This is a genomic window from Metabacillus niabensis, from assembly GCF_020524345.1.
In the GTDB taxonomy this organism is placed as follows: Bacteria; Bacillota; Bacilli; order Bacillales; family Bacillaceae; genus Metabacillus; species Metabacillus niabensis_B.
The window spans coordinates 60,996-81,141 of record NZ_JAIVLH010000004.1; the positions used below are offsets into that span (position 1 = coordinate 60,996).

Sequence of the window (20,146 nt, forward strand, 5' to 3'; positions counted from 1 at the left end):
ACTTATTAATAGTAGTTTTGAGATAGGTGAACCAGAGTGAACAGTAAGTTTTCTGGTGGTCTTATGATAAATAAGAAAAAGAGGCATCTAAAAAGGATGTCTCTTCATTATTATGGGCATTTTTGTGTGTTAACTTATCTTACGTAAAAGTTTAGAAGTAAAGTATTTCTTAGCACAAAACAAAACAAAAAGACGGAATATTATAAATAAACCAAAAATTTAACAAATAATTCTTGTTAGAAAACGGTTACTGTTGCTAAAGTAAAAAAGAGATAATTGAACGAAAATTTATCATGCATAAGAGGGGATACATATGGAGAAGAGTATGTCATACCGTGATAAAAAAGTAATGTCAATGGGAACAGTTTGTGAAATGACGGGATTATCGGAAAGAAGAATCCGCTACTATGAAGAAAGAAAACTAATTTTTCCTGAGCGTACTTCAACTGGTTTCCGTAAATATTCTTTTTCAGATATTGAAAAACTAATGGACATTGCAGAAAAGGTTGAAGAAGGTGTTCAAACAGATGAAATACGGAGAGACTATAGAAAAAAGGAAACAGATGCTGAATTAAAGAAAAAAATGATTAGAGGACAATTAAACTCACACTTCCAGAGAAGCGGATTTAAGTAAATGATAATAAATTATAGAAGGGAATGCGAAAACATTTGCATTCTTTTTTTATATCCAGATATGTATATAAATAGTCATGTGCCTAGCTTTCTATAAAATATGATAAAAAGAGGATTGAAATGGAGGTGAATGCATGGCCGTTGTAAAAACGACCGAAGCAGATATTGCCTTATTAGCTAGGTTGCTTCGTGCAGAAGCTGAAGGAGAAGGAATTCAAGGGATGCTTTTAGTCGGAAATGTAGGGATAAATCGGATTCGTTCCAACTGTTCGGATTTTAAGGGATTACGTACAATTCCGAATATGATTTTTCAACCACATGCTTTTGAAGCCACAACCAAAGGTTATTTTTTTCAAAGGGCTAGAGAAAGTGAAAAAAGACTTGCTCGTAGAGTTGTTAACGGTGAAAGGTTTTGGCCGGCAAAATTTAGCCTATGGTATTTTCGTCCTCAGGGTGATTGCCCTTCCACAATGGTACAACCAGCCGCTGGTGGGGAGATTCAAACTTCATTGTTTTTATGAACCTATTGCTGAAGAATGTGAAAATATCTACAATACATTTTGATGGTGTTAAAAAGGAAAACGACATTTCTACTCCTCCTGTTCGTTTTCCTTTTTTAAATTCATTCTCCATTTCTTTTAATGCACCCTTGGCTGTTTGTCCCATTCTCATATGATCCTGAACATATGTTCTCATCTGGTTTTTCATTATTTCAAGATAGACGAGCTTTATTTCGACAATACTAGATGTATCTGAATGAAATGATAAATTGAGTGTTCGAATAAGGTGGAAAATTGTAAAATTTTGTCCAATCTATCTAAATTTAAAACAAAAATAGACAAAAAATTCACTTTCATTTTAAAGGCGTATATTAACGTCTTTACTTTTGTTCATCGAGTGTCCATTGCAGAAATACAACTTATAATACTTAAAGATAATACAAAGTAATCCTAGTTATTTCCGTATAATATTCAGTTATAATAACCATAATGGAAGAAAATAGCAGAGGGAAAATCAATAATTGGATTTAAGATTAAGCAAATGTTTTTTCTTAAAGAAATGCTTTCTGAAAAGGCTCTATACAGATTATTATCGACATAATTTATATTCGTATTTAACATTTACCGACGAATTTATATAAAATTAACAAAAATATTACAAAACTCTTAATCAATCTTTACCAAAACCTAGTAAGATTTTTATAATAAAAAAATTTGGGAGGTTGCTAGGTTGAAATTTCAGCATTTTATGAGCAAAACCATTTTTGCTGCTGCTTCATATGTACTGCTTACTTCTCCTGTTCAAACATCGGCTGCTAATCATGTAATGAAATTTGATGGAGAACATGGACAAGGTGTCCATGTTCAATTACTTGGGAGATACTCCAGTGGAGCGGGAATTGGTGAAGGAGGAACAGAGATTGTTGCGTATGATTCAATTTCCAAACATGCTTTTTCAGTAAATGGTTCAGCGAAGGCAGTAGATATTATTGATTTAAATGTTCTTAAAGACTCTCAAGAGATCCTCGTCTAAAACAGATCAATTTAAAAGATTTAGGTGTAGCTGCTTCTGATGTAACAAGTGTAGCGATTCATCCAAAAGGCGGGTATATTGCTGTTTCGGCACCTGCTGCAAATAAAGTTGACCCCGGATTTGTTGTATTTTTGTCGACAGAAGGTGACTATCTATCACATGTGACAGTTGGAGCCTTACCGGATATGCTGACATTTACACCGGATGGTTCCTATGTGCTTGTTGCCAATGAAGGGGAGCCAAGTGATGATTATCAAACCAATCCAGAGGGTTCTGTTAGTATGATTAATGTTTCAAATGGTGTGGAAGGAATAACAAATGAAAGTGTCACGCCTATTAAATTTGAAGAGGGTGTAATCGAAGAAGGAGTCAGGAAGGTTTCAGAAACTTCTACATTTGCCCAAGATCTTGAACCGGAATATATTGTGGTGGACGAAGAGAGTAAATTTGCTTTTGGTGCACTTCAGGAAAATAATGCGTTGGCAAAACTGGATATTCCTGCAAAAAGATTTGTCCAAGTAAAAAGTCTTGGATATAAAGATTTTTCTGTAGGGAGAAATAAGTTAGATGCTTCAAATGAGGACAATGAGATGAACATCACTAACTGGCCTGTTTTATCAATGTACCAACCTGATGGAATGGCATCATACAAAGTGAATGGACAAACATACATATTATCTGCTAATGAAGGTGATGCACAGGATTATGCTGGCTTTTCAGAGGAAGAAAGAGTATCGGATCTTAAAGAGTCCTATGAATTAAATGCTGAGTTATATGAGGGATATACTCAAGAACAATTGAATCACCTTATAGAAAATGGACTTTTTAATGAAGAACAAGTAGGAAGGCTAAATACAACAATATCTGCACCAAAGAATGATAAAGGCAAATATGAAGCGATTTATGGATATGGAGCCAGGTCATTTTCCATATGGAATGCTAATTCATTAGATTTGACATATGATAGTGGCTCTGATTTTGAGGAAATCACAATGCAAGTATATGGTGAAGATAACTTTAATTCTAATAATGATGAAAATAATTTTGACTCCCGCAGTGATGATAAAGGGCCGGAGCCTGAGACAGTAACAATTGGTCATGTTCAAGGTGAGAATTACGCTTTTATAGGCTTAGAGCGTGTTGGTGGAATCATGGTTTACGATATAGACAACCCTGAAAAACCGGTATTTAATAGATACTTTTCATCACGAATCTTTAATGGCGAGGAAAAGGTAACAGGTGCTAATGGCGATACAGCTCCGGAAGGTTTAACTTTTATTCCGGCAGATGAAAGTCCAACTGGTCAAAATATTCTTTTAGCAGCACATGAAGTTTCCGGAACAATTGCTGCTTATCAAATTGGGATTGAAGTTAAAGAAGAGGAAAGTGAGAATCCGAACGAGCCGGTTGATGACGAGCAACCTGAAACCGAAGTTCCTGATGAAAACCAGCAACCATCAACTGATGAGGACCAATTAGAGCATAGTGATGATGAAAAAGTTGACAACAATGATCATCAGGAGCAAGAAGTAACAGAAGATAAAGAAGAAGGTAGACAAAATAAACAGGTATTATCAGATCAACAAATAGTCACAAATGCATTAGATGATTCGGAAAAATCAAAAAGTGAAAACGGTTATTTCTTACCTAATACAGCTACGAATAACTTTACGATGCTTTTACTGGGAATGGTAAGTGTAGTTGTGGGTATAGGGTTGATAGTAAAGAAAAGATTAATGGTAAAAGAATAAAAGATATAATGTGAGAGCGGGTATACTCCTGCTCTTTTTTATTTACGATGGGGAGATATTTGGTCTAGGTCAAGTTAAATGGGGAAATTGGTATGTTTAGGTATTTTAATATTCAAAAATAACGTTAAAATTGGTTTAATATAATATTTTTATTGATTATTTTGAATCTTTTGTCGAAAAACAGTTGTTAATTACCTTATGAAAGTTATAAAATAGAGAAATATAGAAACTTGAATGAACATAACTTAATATGCTCAGAAGTGTTAATGAAGATAAATTATTTGAGTGGGAGAGTTAAGACATGATGACGAAAACTAAGATCGATGTAACATTAAGCAAAACAAAGAAGGAAAAACCACAATCAGATCAATTAGAATTTGGACGTGTATTTACAGATCATATGTTTGCAATGGATTATAGCCCAACTAAAGGATGGCATGATGCGAGAATCGTTCCGTATGAACCTATTTCGTTAAGTCCTGCCTCAATGGTTTTTCATTATGGGCAAACAGTTTTTGAAGGATTAAAGGCTTATCGTACACAAGATGATAAAGTATTGCTATTTAGACCGGAAAAAAATATGCACAGACTGAATTTATCGAACGAACGCCTGTGTATTCCACAAATTGATGGTGAATTTGTCATTGAAGCTTTAAAACAATTGGTTTCGATTGAAAAAGAATGGATCCCTACAGCGGAAGGAACTTCATTATATATTCGTCCATTTATTATTCCGACAGAATATTTTTTAGGTGTCGCACCATCTAATTTCTATCGTTTTATGATCATTCTTTCTCCAGTAGGTTCATATTATAAGGAAGGAATCCATCCTGTAAAAATCTTTGTTGAAAATCATTATGTACGTGCAGTTGATGGCGGTACAGGTAAGGCGAAAACCGGCGCAAACTACGCTGCGAGTTTAAAAGCTCAGGAAGAAGCAGCGAAAAAAGGATACTCACAGGTATTATGGTTGGATGGAGTGGAGAAGAAATATATCGAAGAAGTAGGAAGTATGAATATTTTTTTCAAAATTAATGGTGAGGTTGTTACACCTGAGTTAAATGGTAGTATTTTAGAAGGTGTAACAAGAAATTCAATCATTGAATTATTAAAATCTTGGGATATTCCAGTGTCAGAACGAAAAATATCTATGGAAGAAGTTTATGAAACCTATAAAAAAGGTGAACTTGAGGAAGTGTTCGGTACTGGAACAGCAGCAGTTATCTCTCCAGTTGGTGAGTTCCTATATAATGAACAAAAAATGGTTATTAACGATGGTTTAACCGGCCAACTATCTAAAAAACTATATGATACATTATCAGGTATTCAAAGAGGAACAATGCAGGATCCATTTAATTGGGTAGTAGAAGTAAACTGATTTTGAAAAGACCGCACGTGTAGGGCGGTCTTTTTACTGCCTCTTTATCTCTATAAGTTCATTTCTCATACATACTCCTTCATAAAAAATCATATCCTGTCATACATAGATTCTCTAATTCAAAAAACATATAAATCTTTTTGAAAAGTTGTAATAAATTTGAAACATATTGTGTCGTTTACTCGTCTTACATATATATTTGCTATTGATTCTTATAAAGAAAAAAATTTCACTCTTTCAAGGGAATTTTTAACAATAAAGAAGGATATTTTGATAAAATATGAAATATAATTGTAATGATTGTAAAAATTATTATGTTTTTATAATATTGTTATAGTTTTAGAAAATTTATTGGGAAATGTGGGAGTACTATGAGAAAAAAGTGTGTATCGACAATGATTCTCTTATTGATGATGGCAGGCTGTAGTTCGAATGTGGCAAACGGTAGTCAAGAAGAAGGGCCATTACCAGTCAGTCAAATGACCACTCATCTGTCACAATTATCTGAGAAAAAAGTAGAGTATGCAGTAAATTTATTACATCCTAAGACAAAAGATATCCTATATTCCTTTATTCCAACTGTTCATGAGAATCAAGATGAGTATAAAAAAGAAATTGCCCAAATTGCAGATGAATTAGCAAACAGCCTGGATCAGGCGATGGTCCCTGCAAAATACACCGGCAATGGTCAATTAACAGAAGGCAAGAGCCGTGTGATTTTGGATGAAAGTAAATTAGTTGATATGCTTCTGAATGTCAGGCCGTTGGATAAAACGTTAGATCTGCCATTAGAAGTCGCGGAACCTAATGTAACAGCGGAAACGGTTAAAGGGGTAAATGAAGTAGTCATCGGAAGCTATAAAACTTCGTTTGATCCAAGTGTGATCGGACGATCTCAAAATATTTTCTTGTCAGCAAATGAAATTAACCAAATTGTACTTGGACCTGGGGATCGCTTTTATTTTAATCTGGTTGTTGGCGAACGAACAACTGCGAGAGGTTATCAAAAAGCAAAGGAAATAGTCAATAAAGAATTTGTTGAAGGAATTGGTGGAGGAATATGCCAAACTTCTTCTACCTTATATAATGCTGTCGCAGAGGCAGGTTTGGAAATTATTGAACTTCACTCTCATTCAAGATCTGTTGGATATGTTCCGGCTGGTAAAGATGCAACTGTATCCTGGGGAGGTCCGGACTTTAAATTTATGAATAACAAAGATTACCCTGTGATGATCAAAACAATCGTAGATAAACAATCCGGTTCAATTGAGGTTCAAATTTTAGCATCAAAACAAAATGCTGCAAAGGTATAAGGAAATAGAATATTGTGAATAAAAAAACTGGTACCACCAGTTTTTTTATTTTTGTAAATATAGATAATCTTCCTTTTCATCACACTCCTATAAAAGGACATTTTATAGTATGATAGTAGAAGATTGCTTGAAAGAAAGGAACGAATAAAATGTCATATAAAATGATTGTATTAGATTTAGATGATACCTTACTTCGTGATGATCATTCCATTTCCGTTCGAACAAAAGATGCGTTGATGAAAGCACAAGAGCTTGGAGTGAAAGTTGTCCTGGCTTCAGGACGTCCTACATTTGGGATGAGACATATTGCTCAAGAATTAAATTTGGATCATTATGGAAGCTTTATTCTTTCATTTAACGGTGGGAAAATAATAAACTGCTCAACCGAGGAAGAAATGTTCAGCAGTACACTAAGTCCTGAAGCTATCCATAAGTTGTATGAAGTAAGTGTAAGAGAGGGCGTTTTTATTCACACGTATATGGGGGACGAAATTATTACCCAAGAGGAAAATCCTTACACTGACATAGAAGCAAATTTAACGGGCTTACCAATAAAGATTGTTCCTAATTTTGTGAAGGCTGTGAATGAACCTGTTGTAAAAAGCTTAATGGTTGGACCCCCTGAACAATTAAAGGAAGTTGAAAGAAAGTTACAAACAGAACTTGCAGATGAATTTAGTATCATGCGGTCCAAGCCTTATTTCTTAGAGTTTACGGAAAAAGGGGTTACAAAAGGGACAAGTTTAGATCAATTAATACAAGCTTGTGGAATCAAGCGTGAGGAAATAATTGCCATTGGCGATAGTTACAATGATTTATCAATGATTGAGTTTGCGGGCCTAGGAGTAGCAATGGGGAATGCTCCTGATGACATCAAAGAAATAGCTAATTTTGTAACAGATACGAACATGAATGATGGTGTTGCAAAAGTGGTGGAAGAATTTATTTTATTAGCATATCATATAGAAGCATAAATTACTGAAATCTCAAAGACTAACAGTCAATCTGTTGGTCTTTTTCTTTTGTTGATTAAAACTATGTTAGAAAAACTAACGCATTTATAACGTTCAATCCTCTTCAAGTGTATAATCTTGTTTAATATATTGTAGAAATCATTTACAAAAAAGTATAAGGTTGTTATATTTTGTGACATTTCGCAAAAAGAAATGCTAAATACTCAGTATGTGACATTCTGATGGGAATACAACTTATGTCAAGAAGAGAATTGCCGATATGTGAAAAGGTGGGAGAGGATGCGATCAGATGTTTATGAAATACTTGAGACGATCTCACAAACAAAAGTCAAGAAGGTACTAGCCACAATTGTAAATGTTAAAGGTTCTGCCTATCAAAAAGCCGGATCCATGATGCTAATAGATGAAAATGGCGAGCAAACAGGCTTATTAAGTGGTGGTTGTCTGGAAGAAGACCTTCATGCAAGATCTAAAGATTTAATAGAAGCACAAGCTTCAACTACTGTGACGTATGATTTATCGGCTGAAGATGACCTATCATGGGGCCAGGGGATTGGATGTAACGGCAAAATCACCGTATTAATTGAGACAATATCATCTCAATTATCTACCCACTTGAAAAAGGTAAAAGACTATATTGATAATGGTCAAACTGTCACATGCTTAAAGAAGATGACGCCGGAAGGTTTTGTAACAGGCTATCTCTTTTTTACAGCAGCCTCAGAGTATTTTGGCCAATGGAATGGAGATATTCCAAATATAAATGAATTAACATTAAATAAACTAACGTTTTCAGGAAGTTGCCTTTTCTTTAAACAGACAATACCTGCAAGGCCGAGGCTCTTTATTTATGGTGCTGGAACAGATGCTAGACCACTTGCCAACCTGGCCTCTTTATCAGGCTATCAAGTAATTGTTGCAGATTGGAGAGCAGGACTTTGTCATAAAGACAATTTTCCCTCTTCAAAAACTTATGTCGTTACCCCAGGTGAATTTGCGAGTACCTTTTCTTTTTCCGACGTTGATTCGATTGTGGTAATGACCCATCATTTTCAAAAAGATGTTGAGTTAATTAGGTTATTAATAAAAACACGAATTCGTTATTTAGGAATATTAGGTTCAAAAGATCGTGCACGCAGATTATTTAATGGGTTAAATCCTCCTGGTTGGGTTCACTTTCCTGTTGGATTAGATATTGGTGCCGAAGGACCTCATGAAATTGCCATCAGTATAATGGCAGAACTAATTCAACTGACTAAAAAGAGGAGGGATGCCAGTGTCCTCGTATGAACATATAGTCGGTATCTATTTAGCAGCTGGTCATAGCTCAAGAATGGAGACCTGTAAATTATCATTACCATTTGCCGGTGTCCCACTTGGAGCAATGGCATTAAAAGAAATCGTTCAATCAAAAATCAATTCTTTACTAATTGTTACAAAAGATATTCAAACATCATGGCTAAGTTCAGTCGAAAAGTTACTAACTAACACTGTACATTGGGAAAATATCATAAGTTTGCAGGCACACTTAGGTCAATCCTATTCTCTTCAAGCTGGTATTCAACGAGCTATACAAATTGGAGCAGATTCTGTTGTCATTTTTTTAGCTGATCAACCCTTTATTACCTCACATATGATTAACCGCCTCATCCATCAATCAAACAAAGAGAAGGATTTTGTGGCAGCATTTGATGGTGAACATATGAAACCTCCTATATTATTTCAGAAAAAAGCATTTCCATTTCTTTTGTCAACTACTGGTGATCAGGGGGCAAGAAGCCTATTGAAGAAAGGGATATTAAAGGGAGTAAAAATACATGTAGATCCTTCAAAATTAATAGATATTGATACGAAAGAACAGTATGAATATTCCAAAAGTCTTTATAATGGGGTGATCATTTGAGTCATGAACAAGAAGTTGCGATATTAAAATCTGACATGATTGTGAAGCATCCATTATTTCTGGAAGAAGCATTTACTCAACAGAAAGAACCCTTAGATGTATTTGTTGCAGGAGGCACATTACTTCAAGTGCATTGGGAGTCGGGAAGCCCTATTCCAAAAACGTTAATAAATCTTTCGTTACTTCAAGATCTAAAGGGGATTACTTACCAAGATTCGAGTACGTCTTCAAAAATAATAATAGGTGCTTTGACAACTATTGCAGAATGTATTACACATCCTGTATTGGTCGAACATGTACCATTACTTGTAAAGGCTTGCCGAAACATTGCTGCCCCTGCCGTTCGCAACAGAGCAACGATAGGAGGAAATATTGCAAGCTTTGTAGGTGATACGATACCGGCACTATTAGCTTTAAACGCAGAGGTAAAACTGGCAGTAAAAGACGAAATTCATGTTATGACTCTCTGGAAATGGTTAGCTAATGAAAACCAATCACCATTTATTTTGTTAGAGATTGTGATTCCTTTTTCTCCAAAAGATACAAAGCACTTTTATCGAAAGGTTGGTAGAAGAGAGGCATTTATCCCTTCTATCCTTACAACAAGTGGTCAATGGCAACAAAACAACGATGGTAAACTTCAATTTGTCCGAATAGCAGTTGGTGGAGGAAATCATCGACCTATCAGACTTAAAAACGTAGAGCTGCTTCTACAAGAGGGAATAACGAAAAAAGAGATTTTCTATAAGACGATATTGCATGAATTCCAATCATATTCAGATCCGTTTGTGTCTGAAGCGTACCGAAAAAAGGTTGCAGCAAACATCCTTATGACAGAATTAACCAACATCTTAGGTGAGGTGAGGAAAGATGGAATTAAATAGAGATAATTATCAGGAAAAATGGAGAGTTAGACCAGATGGATATGACAAGGTGACAGGTTCCTTAAAATATTTAACCGACTATACCTTTCCGAACATGTTATACGGTAAGGTGCTTAGAAGCTCCTATCCACACGCGAAAATAAAATCTATTGTTACAGAAGAAGCAGAGAAATTGGAGGGTGTAAAAGCAGTAATAACGTATAAAGATGTTCCGGGAATGAATCGGTTTGGACTAATTTTTCCGGATCAGCCTGTGTTTTGTGAGGATGTAGTCCGTTATGTAGGTGATGCAGTTGCAGCAGTTGCGGCAATAAGTGAAGAGATCTCAGAAAAAGCTCTTTCTCTAATCCATCTAGAATATGAACCGCTTGAAGTAATGGATAGTCCTGAAAAATCACTAAGCAGTTCCTGTATATCGTTACATCCGTCAGGAAACATTCTTCATCGGGCAAGCTATAAAAATAGTGAACAAGTTTTAGTAGAGCTAAAGAATTGTCCGTATGTTGTAGAAGACACATATGAAACTCCTAGGCAAATGCACGCCTATATGGAAACAGAGGGAGGTGTAGTCGTTCCAGAAGAAGATGGGAAAGTGACTGTTTATGCAGCAACCCAACATGGGTTCAAAGATCGAATGCAGTTAGCGAGAATTTTATCCATACCAGAAAGTAAAATACGTGTCGTTTCAAGTCCGATTGGTGGTTCATTTGGAGGTAAAGATGAGCTGAATATTCAACCATATGCAGCGTTACTTGCTTTAAAAACAAAGCTACCTGTCAAACTTCATAATAAACGAAGTGAATCGGTTAGAGCAGGTATTAAACGTCATCCAATGAAAATGAAAATGATTACTGGTGCAAATAAGGATGGGAAGCTTGTTGGTCATTATGTCAGGATTACAGCGGATACCGGAGCATATGCGACCCTTGGACCAGCGGTTTTAGACTTTGCGGTAGAGCATGCTGCAGGTCCATATATTATTCCATATATTGATGTTGAAGGTGTATCTGTTTTTACAAATAATGGAGTAGCAGGTGAGTATCGAGGATTTGGAGGAAATCAAGTGACCTTCGCTTTAGAGACACAGATTGAAAGGTTAGCAGAGTTACTGAAAATTGATTCGATTCAATTCCGCGAGAAGAACCTCCGCAAAGCAGATGACCCAGGTCCACTAGGTCAACGAATTGTTAAAAATGATGGAGCAAAATCAGTGCTTACGATGATAAAGACATCATCTGTATTGATGGATCAGCCGAAGAAACATCCTAATAAATTAACAGGAAAGGGAGTAGCTATCACGATGCACGGAGGGGGCCTTGGATTCGGAAGGCCTGATCCTTCAGGCGCAAGGCTTTCATTAACAAAGGATGGACAAATCGAAATTGCATTTGGATTTGAAGAGTTTGGTCAAGGCTTAATCGCTTCGATTGAGATCATGTTAATGGAAGCACTGAATTGTAGTAAAGAAGATATAAAAATCGTGATTGGAGATACTGATCTTGTTCCTTCGTCAGGCTCATCCACAGCATCTCGGTCAACTAATATGATATGGAACGGAATTCAGAAATTAAAGGAACCATTTATAGATAAAGTATTAGATTTGGTTGCCGACTATACGAATACTACAAGGAAACTTCTCTATTTAGGTGAGAATGGAATATGGAGAAAAGGCAAGCGAAATCAATTTGTGTTAAGTTATCGTGAGCTTGCAAACTTTGCAGATCTTTCCCATATTACGTTTCAAACACATTTTCATTTTCCGACAACACCAGATCCTGTAATCGGCGGACATTATTTATATAGCTTTGCCGCAGTAGCAGCTGCGGTTGAAGTTGATTTGTTAACAGGACAAGTAAAAGTGATAAAATTGGATCATGCCGTTGCAGCAGGGCCTGTCGTCAATCCTCTTGGTTATTTGGGACAAATTGAAGGTGGAGCTGTCATGGGTTTAGGGTTTACTTTATTTGAAGACTCAGTGATGGAAAATGGACGTTATCATACAGAAAACTTCGATTCTTATTTAATACCAACAATTAAGGATATTCCAAACGAAACGACCGTTATGGTTGATGAATCTTTAATGGAAGGAGATGTGTTTGGTCCTAGAGGTGTCGGTGAAATTGGAACGGTCGCAATTGCACCTGCTATAACAGCAGCGATTCATCAAGCTTGCGGGATATGGGTGAAAAAACTTCCCGTTTCTTCCGAAGAAATATTGAATGCTTTGCAGGAAATATTACCCTGCAAAGCAGGAGGTGCTTCAAGTGGCTGAGAATGTTGAATTAAAAAATAGAATGGACGAAACTAAAAGAGAAGTAACCTTCGAATTAAATGGTGAAAAAGTGGATTTAATCGTACCTCCTACTTATCGATTAGTTGATATCCTCAGGAAAGATCTGAATTTAACCGGCACTAAAATATCATGCGAAATAGGTCGATGTGGTGCTTGTTCAGTATTGATCAATGGTCAGGTTGTAAACTCTTGTTTAGTGATGGCTTATCAGCTTCAAAATGTCAAAGTAGAGACAATTGAATCTATTTCCAAAAACAGTTTACATCCCATTCAGCAGGCATTTCTTGAAGAAGGGGGTCTACAATGCGGGTATTGTACTCCCGGAATGATTGTAGCACTCTCCGATTTGCTGGAAAATAACCCTGATCCAACTGATGAAGAGGTATTGGAGCATTTATCAGGAAATTTGTGCAGGTGCACGGGTTACACGGGCATTCTTCGTGCTATTAAAAATTATAAAGTGAAGATGGTAAAAAAGAGCACTATATGATAGAAGGGGAGAGTGGGGACTTGTGATAACAATACAAAAAGTGAATGAGCTTTCTAAAAAGGACTTCGTTTTCATGTTTTGCTGGATTTTTGATGAAAAGATTGTTGAACAAGTATCAGATTTACGTCCATTTCCAAGCTATCAATTTCTTCATCTTGCTGTAAAAAAGCTGGTGAAAAAATCTCCAATTGAACAGAAACTTTTGCTATTGCAAGCTTTTCCAGGTTTTGTTGACATGATAACACATGGAAGTTCACAAAAAGCTGATAGTAAGTTAGCAGGGCTTCAATCGCTCTCTTCACGCGAATACAAAAAATTTGTTTTGTTAAATAATAAATATGAAAAGAAATTTGGATTTCCTTTTGTCATTTCAGTTCGAGGGCACAATAAACAATCCATTTATGATGCCCTAAAAAAAAGAGTAAAACAATCAGAAACTGAGGAAATACTAAACTCTCTTGACGAGCTTTTACGGATTTATTTTTATCGATTAAGAGAAACAATCCAAAATGAAGAAAATTACCATTTGGGTCGACAGTCGATGTAAAAAGAAAATGAATAAGAATATTAATATTTGTTACCGTTCAGCTGCTGAACGGTTTTTTGATAGATAAAAATGAAAGACACAGTAATTTTTAATAAGGATTTTCTCTAAGCTATTTACAACTTGTTTAAATCTCTGTAAGCTATTGTTTGAATAGTAAGAGTTTTTAAATAAGGTAAAGATATTATTGGGGGAATAAAATTTGATTAAAGCCATTTTCTTTGATTTAGATGATACGCTACTTTGGGATCAAAAAAGTGTAAAGGAAGCATTTGTTGCTACATGTGAAGTAGCGAAGCAACGATACGGAATTGATCCTGTCGAACTAGAGGAAGCTGTTAGAAAAGAAGCCGGGGAGCTTTATTCCTCATATGAAACCTATTCATTTACCCAAATGATTGGAATTAACCCGTTTGAAGGTCTTTGGGGAAATTTCCTTGACGATGAAGAAAATTTTAAAAAAATGAGTGAAATTGTTCCAACATATCGAAAAGATGCTTGGACTAGAGGGTTAAAAGCTTGTGGAATTGATGATCCTGAATTTGGTCAAAAGTTGGCTGAGGAATTTCCTGCTCAAAGACGAAAAAGCCCATTTGTGTATGAGGAATCGTTCTCAGTATTAGATAAACTAAAAGAAAATTACCGTTTGTTATTATTAACAAATGGATCACCGGATTTACAAAATACAAAATTAGAGATTACTCCGGAGCTTGTACCATACTTTGAACAAATTATTATTTCCGGAGCATTTGGAAAAGGGAAACCAGATCCAACTATTTTTGAGCATGCATTAGAAAAAATGAATCTTTCCAAAGATGAAGCCATAATGGTAGGAGATAATTTAATGACTGATATCCTCGGAGCATCAAGAATCGGGATGAAATCAGTTTGGATTAATCGTCATGATAAAGAAAAAAACGAAGTAAAACCCGATTATGAAATCACTCATCTGGAAGAACTTTACCCAATTTTAAATAAATTAAATAATAATTAAGATTCTTTTTAAGATAATATGAGATTCGTTTCCTTTTCTATGTAATGAAGTTTCCATTAAATCTAATTTCTTGATTTATACAAACTAATCCATTTATAGTAAGATTGTATTCCAACATGGCCGGCAAAAAGGGGGAAAGTAATTGTTATTATTTATTGGGGGATTAGCACTTTTTTTACTAATTTGTTACTTTATTGTACAGAGGAGCAGATGGATCAAAAATGTTCCATGTGTTGACGTAAAGAATCATGATCAAGCAAGTCAAATTGTTGATGTGCGTGATTATAATAATTTATCAACAATGACTATATCCGGCGCAATTGTTATACCAATACCTTATTTAAAGCGTTATTATCATGAGATTCCTTCAAAAAAAGTTCATGTAATAGCAGGAAGCCAACTTGAAAAAAACATAGGTATTCGGTTTTTACAAAAAAACGGTTTCGATGTGACTGGATACAGTCTTGCAGAATGCACATGTTCAAGTCATACCAAAAATATGGTTTTATAAATGTGTTTTAAGTGAGTGGGAGCTATTAAGTTTCCACTTTTTTTGTTTACATGGCTTTTTACCTTTTAACATGTTATAGTATGGTTCGTTATAAACGATTTAGAGATAAGCTGAATTTTGCGAGGAAATGAATGAATGAAATCCACAAATCTATACATTAAATTATGGCAAAAAGCATTGCGAGCAGAAATTATGCACCTTAAAAAATATGGAAGTACAAAATACGCCCTAAAAAATGGGCAACTAATGTCAAATACGGATGGCTTTACGTATTATTTTGAATCACTTATGCCTCTAAAGGTACCAGTTGGCTCCTCGATAAAGGTAGAATCTGGTAAGTTGGTGGTGAATGGTAGGATTTTATCATCTGAAGGCAAAAGTGTTATTCTTTCTTTGGAACAATCATTAGGTCATCAACTTTTTGATTTATACTTGCTTCATGACCCTTGGGAGTTATTAGATCAACTTCATGATCGGCTTGATGAGATAAAGGAAAGTAAGAGGAAACGTGCAAGAGTAAAAAGGTTAATGAATCCTTCTAATGAAGCAAAGCATCCCTCTGCTAACATTAAATCACCTGTTCACGAACTTGTGTTAAGGAGTAAATATAACCCGGTAACATTCGTTTGGGGTCCACCTGGTACAGGAAAAACATATACACTAAGCCGGGTTGCTGCAAATAAATACAACAAAAAAGATTCGGTATTAGTTTTATCGCAAAGTAATCAAGCTGTTGATGTTCTTATGATGGAGATAACACGCTTCATCCATAAGAAAGGTTTATACAGAGAAGGTGATCTTGTACGCTATGGATCACAATCGGTGACACATACAGATACATACTTAACAACAAATGAACTGTTCCAAAAAAGACACCCTGATTTAGCAAACGAAAGAGCAGAGCTCTACGAAGATAGAAGGTTAATGAAAGTATCCTTAGCGGAATCATACAGTCGAAGAGACTCAGAGCAACTTCTGGAGATTGAACGTAAATTATCAAATGTTTCAGAAAAAATCCGCCATAAGGAAATAGAACTTGTTCATGATGCCGATATTGTAGGAACAACATTGGCTAAAGCAGCCACCGATCCTACTATTTATGAAAAAAACTTCGATGTAGTCATGGTTGATGAAGCTAGTATGGCTTATGTTCCACAAATTGCATTTGCCGCTTCGTTAGGGAAACGTATTATTATTTGTGGAGACTTTAAGCAATTACCACCGATTGCATCAGCCAAACATCCACTTGTTGATGAATGGTTAAGAGAGGATATCTTTCATAAAGCTGGTGTAGTTGAATGGTTAGACAGAAATGATAGCCAACCTATGCACCCGCATCTGTTTCTTTTAAAAGAGCAGAGAAGAATGCATCCTAATATCTCTTCGTTTACAAATAAATACGTGTACAATTCTCTTGTAGGTGACCATGAAAGTGTGAGAACGGCAAGACATGAGATTGTTGAGCGTAAACCATTTGCAAATTCCGCATCTGTTTTATTAGATAGTAGTTATACTGGAATGTACTGTGTAAGCGAAAAAGCTTCTAATTCCAGATATAATTTATGGCATTTATTGTTATCATTCCAAGTCATTCATGAAGCATATATTTCAGGGTCAAGGTCAATTGGTTTTGTCACTCCTTATCGAGCTCAAGCAGTATTGATGGAGACATTGTTAAACGAAATATATTCCGAAGAATTGATTGAAGCAGATATTATATCGGGGACTGTTCATAAATTTCAAGGAAGTGAACGTGACGTTATGGTATTTGATACAGTGGATAGCTTTCCGCAAGAGCGTCCGGGTATGCTATTAATTGGAAAGAATAGTGAAAGGTTAGTTAATGTAGCCATGACTCGAACAAGAGGTAAGTTTATTCTTCTTGCAGATAAGCATTTTGTCCAATCAAAGGTCTATAGCGGCAAAATTATTCGCAAGCTTGTAGAACATCAAATAGCGAGGAAACAAGAGGTTTCTCCACATCAGATTGGTACATGGATTAAAAACCAACATTCACGGGTAACATGGTTACATGCAATGAAATTAGCATTCCTTATGAAAGAAATACAACAAGCAAGAAGTTCAATCATAATAGGAATGCCAATGGAGAAGGACCTGCCTGTGGAATGGAGGACAATGTGTGATGAAAGAAAGTCAACTGTCACATTCTCTATAGTTGCAAGTCATTCTGTTTCAGGAGTTAAATATGACAGATTGATAAAAAGAAATGTACCATTTCCATTTATCATCATTGATCAGAAATATCTGTGGCTGGGAATGCCATATGAACTATCAAAAAATAGCAAACCTCCCTATGTAGCGGTTCGTGTTGCCTCTATAAAGCTGGTTGAATACGTTCATGAACAATTAATTGAATAATAATTCTCAAAAAAAGAATTGGTGTGCTTGACAGCTTCCAATTCTTTTTTTATCATTTAGTTATATAATATGAACATATATACATATTTGAATATATAATAAAAGTAAGAGGTGAATGTAATGGATGAATCAGTAAATCATGAACAAAAGGATCAAGAGCAACTTGATGAGGAAACACTATTTATTGTTTCACAAACTTTTAAAGCTTTAGGAGATCCAACGAGAATTAGAATTCTTCACTTATTGTCCCAAAACGAGCATTCAGTAAATGATATAGCTGAGAAGCTTTCTCTTCTTCAATCAACAGTTTCTCATCAATTAAGGTTTTTGAAAAACCTTAGATTGGTTAAATATAGACGAGAAGGTACAACATTATTTTATTCTCCGGATGATAATCATGTCATGAATGTCCTGCAGCAAACCATTCACCATGCGCAACATCATTAACTACTCATTGGAGTTGAGAGAAATGAATGAATACAAAGTAAAAGGATTAACTTGTGCCAATTGTACAAGAGAGCTCCAGGAAGAAATTAATAAATTACCATCAGGTGAATCAGCCTCATTAAGTTATAATACAGGAAAGCTGAAGGTAGATCATTCTGTAGATTTAAACAAGGTCAAAAAGATCTTATCTTCTGACGGTGCTTTTATAGAAGATGGAAATGATGACCACCATGATCATCAACATCAATCAGGTATCAACTGGATTGTTCTTCTGTCCATATCTGCTTTGCTCTATGTCGCTGGGTTTATCACAGAAAATTTATTAAATGAATATTTCGCAATCGGTATGTTCCTCGCGGCAACGGTATTAAGTGGTTATCAAACTTTTTTAAAGGGGCTAAAAAATTTAAGCAAATTTAAATTTAATATTGAAACATTAATGACAATTGCCTTGATTGGTGCATTAGGTATTGGTGAATGGAAAGAAGGTGCATTAGTCGCTATACTGTTTGGGCTTAACGAGTACTTAGAGGGCCTCGGCATGCAAAAGGCGAGAAAATCCATGGAAAAGCTTCTTGAAATTGCACCAAAAGAAGCGACTGTAATCGAAAACAATGAAGAACGGGTAGTCAGTATCTCCTCATTGGGTGTAGGTCACATTGTACTTGTTCGAGCAGGAGAAAAAATTCCTTCTGATGGAATTGTGATTGAAGGGAAAAGTTCTGTTAACGAGGCTGCCATTACTGGTGAAGCAATGCCTGTTGAGAAAGCAATTAATGAACCCGTTTTTGGAGGAAGTATAAATAATGAAGGAATCTTAAAAATTAAAATAACAAAAGCATATGAAGACTCATCACTGGCTAAGATCCTTCATCTTGTAGAAGAGGCACAGGAAACAAAGACACCAACGGAATTATTTATTAATAAATTTGCAAAATATTATACCCCTCTCATTATGATTATTGCAGCATTTGTTATGCTGATCCCTCCACTACTATTGGATGGTAGCTGGAGCGATTGGTTTTATCAGGGATTAGCTGTTTTAATTGTTGGTTGTCCATGTGCATTAGTCCTTTCCTCACCAATTGCGATCGTGTCTGGCATAACAAAGAATGCCCGCAATGGAATTCTCATAAAAGGTGGAGTCTTCCTAGAACAATTAGGTAAGGTTACGACAATTGCTTTTGATAAAACCGGGACATTAACAAAAGGTGAGCCTTATGTAGAAGATTATATTGAATATCATCCCGGCTTTCTGCAAATAGCAGCTTCCATTGAGAAAAACTCTACACATCCAATTGCGAAAGCGATCGTAAAAAAGGCAGAAGGACTATCATATCTACCTGTAGCAGAGTTGAAAACAGTGACAGGTAGCGGATTGGTGGCTCAGATTGAGGGAGTAACGTATTTTCTTGGAAATGAATCACATATGAAAGATTTCACTTTTCAACAAAATGTGATGGAACAAATTAAGCAATACAAAGAAAGAGGAATGACCATTGTCATTTTAGCAACAGACGAGGATGTTCTTGGAATTATGGGAATATCTGATGAAATAAGAGAAGAAAGTATTAATGTGATAAAAAATCTTCATGCAGCAGGAATTCAACATACGGTCATGCTAACAGGTGATCATGAAAAAACAGCCGAAAAGGTAGCAGGTAAAGTAGGGGTAAAATCTTATTTTGCTAGTTTGCTTCCGGATCAAAAAGTGGCCAAAATAAAAGAGCTATCAAATCGAGAAAAAGTGGCGATGGTTGGGGATGGAATAAACGATGCGCCTGCACTTGCAACAGCTGATTTAGGAATTGCGATGGGAAAAGGAACAGATAGTGCCATTGAAACAGCTGATATCGTGTTAATGCAAAATCATCTCGGGAAATTACCTAATGCAATTAAATCAGCAAAGAAGGTAAATTCAATTATTAAATTAAACATTGGATTAGCATTAGGTTTAAAACTAATTGCACTGCTCCTTACAATTCCGGGACTATTAACCCTCTGGATTGCGATTCTTTCAGATATGGGTGCTACCATTCTCGTCACATTGATTAGCTTAACAGTTTTATATGAGAAAAAGTAACATAAAAAGGATTGAGTAACCTGATTAGGTTATTCA

At 35.6% G+C, this 20,146-nt stretch carries 17 protein-coding genes and 1 pseudogene; all 18 read left to right on the plus strand.

The window, feature by feature from the left end:
- Window positions 1-313: 313 nt before the first annotated feature.
- The 18 genes and pseudogenes from LC095_RS06530 to LC095_RS06615 all read left to right on the plus strand — a co-directional run bounded on the left by LC095_RS06530 (window position 314) and on the right by LC095_RS06615 (window position 20,110).
- Window positions 314-634 carry a MerR family transcriptional regulator gene (locus LC095_RS06530; RefSeq protein ID WP_026560788.1) on the plus strand — a complete coding sequence of 107 codons (321 nt, stop codon included), beginning with the start codon at window positions 314-316 and terminating at the stop codon, window positions 632-634.
- 133 nt (window positions 635-767) lie between these two features.
- Window positions 768-1,197 (plus strand): annotated as a pseudogene (locus tag LC095_RS06535) (cell wall hydrolase).
- A gap of 666 nt (window positions 1,198-1,863) precedes the next feature.
- On the plus strand, window positions 1,864-2,166 hold the full coding sequence (locus LC095_RS06540) for a hypothetical protein (RefSeq protein ID WP_226527406.1): 303 nt from the start codon (window positions 1,864-1,866) through the stop codon (window positions 2,164-2,166).
- Window positions 2,167-2,171: 5 nt separating this feature from the next.
- Window positions 2,172-3,917: a choice-of-anchor I family protein gene (locus tag LC095_RS06545; protein WP_226527593.1), complete on the plus strand. Its 1,746-nt coding sequence runs from the start codon at window positions 2,172-2,174 to the stop codon at window positions 3,915-3,917.
- Between the two features lie 304 nt (window positions 3,918-4,221).
- Entirely contained in the window at window positions 4,222-5,295 is a 1,074-nt protein-coding gene (locus LC095_RS06550; protein ID WP_226527407.1) for a branched-chain amino acid aminotransferase, read from the plus strand.
- Between the two features lie 395 nt (window positions 5,296-5,690).
- On the plus strand, window positions 5,691-6,608 hold the full coding sequence (locus tag LC095_RS06555) for a VanW family protein (RefSeq protein ID WP_226527408.1): 918 nt from the start codon (window positions 5,691-5,693) through the stop codon (window positions 6,606-6,608).
- 149 nt (window positions 6,609-6,757) lie between these two features.
- Window positions 6,758-7,582, plus strand: a complete 825-nt coding sequence (locus LC095_RS06560) for a Cof-type HAD-IIB family hydrolase (RefSeq protein ID WP_226527409.1) — start codon at window positions 6,758-6,760, stop codon at window positions 7,580-7,582.
- 279 nt (window positions 7,583-7,861) lie between these two features.
- Window positions 7,862-8,872 carry an XdhC family protein gene (locus tag LC095_RS06565; protein WP_226527410.1) on the plus strand — a complete coding sequence of 337 codons (1,011 nt, stop codon included), beginning with the start codon at window positions 7,862-7,864 and terminating at the stop codon, window positions 8,870-8,872.
- Complete coding sequence (locus tag LC095_RS06570) at window positions 8,859-9,485, plus strand: nucleotidyltransferase family protein (RefSeq protein ID WP_226527411.1); 627 nt, start codon at window positions 8,859-8,861, stop codon at window positions 9,483-9,485. The genes LC095_RS06565 and LC095_RS06570 overlap by 14 nt, the downstream gene beginning before the upstream one ends.
- Complete coding sequence (locus tag LC095_RS06575; protein ID WP_226527412.1) at window positions 9,482-10,369, plus strand: FAD binding domain-containing protein; 888 nt, start codon at window positions 9,482-9,484, stop codon at window positions 10,367-10,369. Before LC095_RS06570 ends, LC095_RS06575 begins: the two co-directional genes overlap by 4 nt.
- Window positions 10,356-12,641 carry a xanthine dehydrogenase subunit D gene (gene pucD, locus LC095_RS06580; RefSeq protein ID WP_226527413.1) on the plus strand — a complete coding sequence of 762 codons (2,286 nt, stop codon included), beginning with the start codon at window positions 10,356-10,358 and terminating at the stop codon, window positions 12,639-12,641. The genes LC095_RS06575 and pucD overlap by 14 nt, the downstream gene beginning before the upstream one ends.
- A 22-nt stretch (window positions 12,642-12,663) precedes the next feature.
- Window positions 12,664-13,152 (plus strand): (2Fe-2S)-binding protein, encoded by a 489-nt coding sequence (locus LC095_RS06585; protein WP_226527594.1) that lies wholly within the window; start codon window positions 12,664-12,666, stop codon window positions 13,150-13,152.
- 40 nt (window positions 13,153-13,192) lie between these two features.
- The gene (gene uraD / locus LC095_RS06590) at window positions 13,193-13,699 is read left to right on the plus strand and encodes a 2-oxo-4-hydroxy-4-carboxy-5-ureidoimidazoline decarboxylase (protein ID WP_226527414.1); all 507 of its coding nucleotides are present in this window, start codon (window positions 13,193-13,195) and stop codon (window positions 13,697-13,699) included.
- A gap of 199 nt (window positions 13,700-13,898) precedes the next feature.
- On the plus strand, window positions 13,899-14,690 hold the full coding sequence (locus LC095_RS06595; RefSeq protein ID WP_226527415.1) for an HAD family hydrolase: 792 nt from the start codon (window positions 13,899-13,901) through the stop codon (window positions 14,688-14,690).
- Between the two features lie 142 nt (window positions 14,691-14,832).
- A complete protein-coding gene (locus tag LC095_RS06600; protein ID WP_226527416.1) occupies window positions 14,833-15,201 on the plus strand; it encodes a hypothetical protein in 369 nt (122 codons plus the stop codon).
- Between the two features lie 135 nt (window positions 15,202-15,336).
- Window positions 15,337-17,580, plus strand: coding sequence for a DEAD/DEAH box helicase (locus tag LC095_RS06605; RefSeq protein WP_226527417.1), 2,244 nt, complete (start codon window positions 15,337-15,339; stop codon window positions 17,578-17,580).
- Between the two features lie 120 nt (window positions 17,581-17,700).
- Window positions 17,701-18,027 carry an ArsR/SmtB family transcription factor gene (locus LC095_RS06610; RefSeq protein ID WP_226527418.1) on the plus strand — a complete coding sequence of 109 codons (327 nt, stop codon included), beginning with the start codon at window positions 17,701-17,703 and terminating at the stop codon, window positions 18,025-18,027.
- A 22-nt stretch (window positions 18,028-18,049) separates the two neighbouring features.
- The gene (locus LC095_RS06615; RefSeq protein ID WP_226527595.1) at window positions 18,050-20,110 is read left to right on the plus strand and encodes a heavy metal translocating P-type ATPase; all 2,061 of its coding nucleotides are present in this window, start codon (window positions 18,050-18,052) and stop codon (window positions 20,108-20,110) included.
- The last annotated feature ends 36 nt before the right edge of the window (window positions 20,111-20,146 follow it).

Excerpts from the sequence above, each read along its gene's own strand:
- LC095_RS06530 (WP_026560788.1), top strand. The coding sequence starts at position 314 with ATGGAGAAGAGTATGTCATACCGTGATAAAAAAGTAATGTCAATGGGA.
- LC095_RS06550 (WP_226527407.1), top strand. The coding sequence starts at position 4,222 with ATGACGAAAACTAAGATCGATGTAACATTAAGCAAAACAAAGAAGGAA.
- LC095_RS06555 (WP_226527408.1), top strand. The coding sequence starts at position 5,691 with ATGATTCTCTTATTGATGATGGCAGGCTGTAGTTCGAATGTGGCAAAC.
- LC095_RS06560 (WP_226527409.1), top strand. The coding sequence starts at position 6,758 with ATGTCATATAAAATGATTGTATTAGATTTAGATGATACCTTACTTCGT.
- LC095_RS06565 (WP_226527410.1), top strand. The coding sequence starts at position 7,862 with ATGCGATCAGATGTTTATGAAATACTTGAGACGATCTCACAAACAAAA.
- pucD (WP_226527413.1), top strand. The coding sequence starts at position 10,356 with ATGGAATTAAATAGAGATAATTATCAGGAAAAATGGAGAGTTAGACCA.
- LC095_RS06585 (WP_226527594.1), top strand. The coding sequence starts at position 12,664 with ATGGACGAAACTAAAAGAGAAGTAACCTTCGAATTAAATGGTGAAAAA.
- LC095_RS06605 (WP_226527417.1), top strand. The coding sequence starts at position 15,337 with ATGAAATCCACAAATCTATACATTAAATTATGGCAAAAAGCATTGCGA.
- LC095_RS06610 (WP_226527418.1), top strand. The coding sequence starts at position 17,701 with ATGGATGAATCAGTAAATCATGAACAAAAGGATCAAGAGCAACTTGAT.
- LC095_RS06615 (WP_226527595.1), top strand. The coding sequence starts at position 18,050 with ATGAATGAATACAAAGTAAAAGGATTAACTTGTGCCAATTGTACAAGA.